The sequence below is a fragment of the Nocardioides sp. NPDC057767 genome, from assembly GCF_042798275.1.
In the GTDB taxonomy this organism is placed as follows: domain Bacteria; phylum Actinomycetota; class Actinomycetes; order Propionibacteriales; family Nocardioidaceae; genus Nocardioides.
Window position 1 is genome coordinate 1 of record NZ_JBHVKJ010000121.1, and the last position, 3,280, is coordinate 3,280.

Below are 3,280 nucleotides of genomic sequence, written 5' to 3' on the forward strand. Positions count from 1 at the left end.
CTGCACACCCCGTTCGTGACCGCGCTGCGGCGTACGGAGTTCGCGGAGACGGGTTCTGACGCGCCGACTCGGTGTGGTTTTGGGTCAGACCGGGACCGGGACCGGCTCCTCGCTCAGGCCGACCTTCGTGTGGAGGCGCCGCAACGGGCGCGGCGCCCACCAGGCGGCCTCGCCGAGCATCCGCATGGCGGCCGGCAGGAGCACACCGCGGATCAGGACCGCGTCGATGAGGATCGCCAGCCCGACGCCGAGGCCGAAGAACTTCATGAAGCTGATCTCGCTGACCATGAAGGCGAAGAAGCTGGTCGCGATCAGGGCGGCGGCGGTGGTGACGATCCGGCCGGTGTGGGCCAGGCCCTGCACGACGGCGTCGATGTTGCCCAGTCCGCGCCGGCGCATCTCGGTGATCCGGCCGAGGACGAACACCTCGTAGTCCATCGACAGCCCGAAGGCGATCACCAGCAGCAGCACGACCATCGAGACGTTGAGCGGCATCGCGGTGAAGCCGAGGAGGTCGGCGCCCAGACCTTCCTGGAAGATCACCACGGTCGTGCCGACGGTCGCCCCCAGGCCGATGACGTTGAGCACCAGCGCCCGCAGCGGCTGGACCAGGCTGCCGGTGAACAGGAACAGGATCACCACCATCGCGATCGCGAGCCCGCCGACGGCGTACGGCAGCTTGGCGCCGATCGCGTCCAGGGAGTCGAGCAGCTCCGCGGCGCCGCCACCGACGAGCGCGGTGGTGCCATCCGGCGTCGGGACGGCACGTACGTCACGGACCAGATCGCGCGCCTCCTCGGACTGGCGGTCGAGCTGGTTGACGACGGCGAGCTCATCCGCGCCGTCGCCCGGTGGGAGGGCCGGGGTCTCCGAGACGAGGGCACCCTCGGCGTACGTCCCGACGCGGGTGTCGACGCGGTCGACGTCGTCGACCCGGGAGAGGTCGGCGGCGTACGTCGCCAGGCTCTCGTCGTCGATGGTCGAGGTGGTCACCACGCGGATGGGACTGGTGCCGTCACCCCCGAACTCCCCGCGGAGCAGGTCGCCGGCCTGGCGGCTCCCGGCGGACGGCTGAAGGACCCGGTCGTCGGGGGTGCCGAACTCGATGCCGGCAAGTGGCGTGGCCATCGCGAGCAGGAAGGCCACGACGGGGAGCGCGACCCAGGGCCGCCTGGTGACGAAGCCGGCCAGCCGAGTCCAGAACGGAGCCGCGCCACCACGAAGGCCACGCACACCCGGGACGCGGAGGGCGTCGACCCGGTCACCGAGGAGGGTGATCGTGGCGGGGAGCAGCACCACCGCGACGACGGCGGTGATGACCATGACCCCGATCCCGGCGTACGCCGAGGAGCGCAGGAAGTAGAGCGGGAAGACGAGCAGCGAGGCCAGTGAGACGGCGACCGTGGTGGCGCTGAAGACGATGGTCCGGCCGGCGGTCTCCACCGCACGGACGACCGCATCGGGGTGACTGGCGCCGGCGGCCCGCTCCTCGCGGACCCTTGCCACCATCAGCAGGCCGTAGTCCACCGCCAGGCCCAGACCGAGGCCAGTCGTCAGGTTGAGGGCGTAGATCGAGACGTCGGTGAAGTTGCCGAGCACCGAGAGCTCCGCGAAGGTGCCGGCGATGGCGAACCCGCCGACCCCGATCGTCACGAACGCGGCGACGACGTTGCCGAAGGCGAGGACCAGCAGCGCGATCATCAGCGGGATCGCGATCGCCTCGGCGAGACCGAGGTCGGCGCCGATCTGGGTGCCGACCTCCTCGAAGATCGCGAGCTGACCGCCCACGTGGACTGTCGTGGCACCGTCGGTCGCGGTGTCGTCGGTGTAGCGATCGATCACCGCGGCGGCGTCGATGCCGTCGGGATCCTTGGCGCCGACCGAGATCAGCCCGTGACCGCCGTCGTCGGAGACCATGCCCGGCCCGGGCGCATCGAGGTAGGAGACGACATCGGTCAGATCGTCGTCGGCTCGGAGGCGGTCGACCAGCGCCTGGGCGTCCTTCGCGGCGGCGCCCTCCGTCACCTTGCCGGCGTCGGCGCTGACGGTCAGGAGGAAGCCGGCCTCGTTGCCGAAGCCCTCCTCGAGCGCGGTGGCCGCACGGCTGCTCTCCGAGGCGGGGTCGTCGAAGCCGGCGTCGTCGAGCTTGCCGAAGGCCGAGGTGGCCAGGTAGATCGCGCCGAGGAGGGCGATCAGGCCGATCACCAGGACCCGGCGCGGATTTCGCACCACAAGGGTGCCGAGTCGGTGGAACATGATTCCTCCAGAGAAATGTGTGCAGGCGTAAACTTTGCAGGTGTTAACTTTCCCTTCGATGTGGGCAGGTGTCAACATGAATTCCGTGAAATCCTCAGAGAGCTCGGACGAGGCCACCCGGCCCTACCACCACGGCGACCTCCGCAACGCGCTGGTCGAGGCGGCCGCGACGCTCGCCGAGGAGGGCGGCCCGGACGCGGTGACCATCCGCGCCGCAGCACGCGCGGTCGGCGTGACCCCGACCGCGACCTACCGTCACTTCGCCAACCAGGCCGACCTGCTCCACGCCGCCAAGCACGAGGCCATGGACCGGCTGGCCGCGACGATCCTCGACCTCCTGGCCGCCGAGAAGCCGGCTTCACACCCGGCCGAGGCCGCCGTGCAGCGCCTCGCCGCAGCCGGCCGGGGCTACGTCCACTTCGCGCTCGCCCAGCCCGGACTCTTCCGCACCGCGTTCCTGCGCCCCCACACCGGCGAGGAGCACCCCCACGAGGAGCTGTCCGCGATCCTCGCCGACGCCCCGCCCTACGCGTTCCTGACCACGGCCCTCGACGACCTGGTCGAGGCCGGCTGGCTGGCCCCCGAGCTCCGCCCGAACGCCGAGACGGCGGCCTGGTCCACGGTCCACGGTCTCGCGGTCCTGTTCATCGATGGCCCCTACCGTGCCTGCCCCGACGCCGAGCGCGACCAACTCATCAACGTCACCCTCGGCATGGTCGTACGCGGACTGTCCGGTGGCCCAGCCTCCGATGCACCGCTGAACGCAGAATGAAAGACTGAGGCCATGTACTTCACCGACCGCGGCATCGAGGAGCTCGTCACCCGTCGGGGCGACGAGGAGGTCACCCTCGCCTGGCTGGCCGAGCAGCTCCAGGCATTCGTCGATGTTCACCCCGAGCACGAGACGGCCGTCGAGCGGCTCGCCACCTGGCTGGCCCGCCTCGACGACCCCGAGGACTGAGTCCCCGCCGAATCCGTAGTTCTGGAGGACGAGAAATCAGTTGTGGGCGACGAAACGGAAGTT

General features: G+C 70.4%; 3 protein-coding genes. 2 read left to right on the top strand and 1 reads right to left on the bottom strand.

The window, feature by feature from the left end:
* Window positions 1-84: 84 nt before the first annotated feature.
* Window positions 85-2,256 (bottom strand): MMPL family transporter, encoded by a 2,172-nt coding sequence (locus tag ACFVDI_RS28565; RefSeq protein ID WP_378912258.1) that lies wholly within the window; start codon window positions 2,254-2,256, stop codon window positions 85-87.
* Window positions 2,257-2,341: 85 nt separating this feature from the next.
* On the opposite strand from ACFVDI_RS28565, the gene ACFVDI_RS28570 reads away from it, so the two are divergent.
* Window positions 2,342-3,028, top strand: coding sequence for a TetR/AcrR family transcriptional regulator (locus ACFVDI_RS28570; RefSeq protein WP_378912259.1), 687 nt, complete (start codon window positions 2,342-2,344; stop codon window positions 3,026-3,028).
* A gap of 12 nt (window positions 3,029-3,040) precedes the next feature.
* Complete coding sequence (locus tag ACFVDI_RS28575; RefSeq protein WP_189119965.1) at window positions 3,041-3,217, top strand: DUF6104 family protein; 177 nt, start codon at window positions 3,041-3,043, stop codon at window positions 3,215-3,217.
* Window positions 3,218-3,280 lie beyond the last annotated feature (63 nt).

Excerpts from the sequence above, each read along its gene's own strand:
- ACFVDI_RS28575 (WP_189119965.1), top strand. The coding sequence starts at position 3,041 with ATGTACTTCACCGACCGCGGCATCGAGGAGCTCGTCACCCGTCGGGGC.
- ACFVDI_RS28565 (WP_378912258.1), bottom strand. The coding sequence starts at position 2,256 with ATGTTCCACCGACTCGGCACCCTTGTGGTGCGAAATCCGCGCCGGGTC.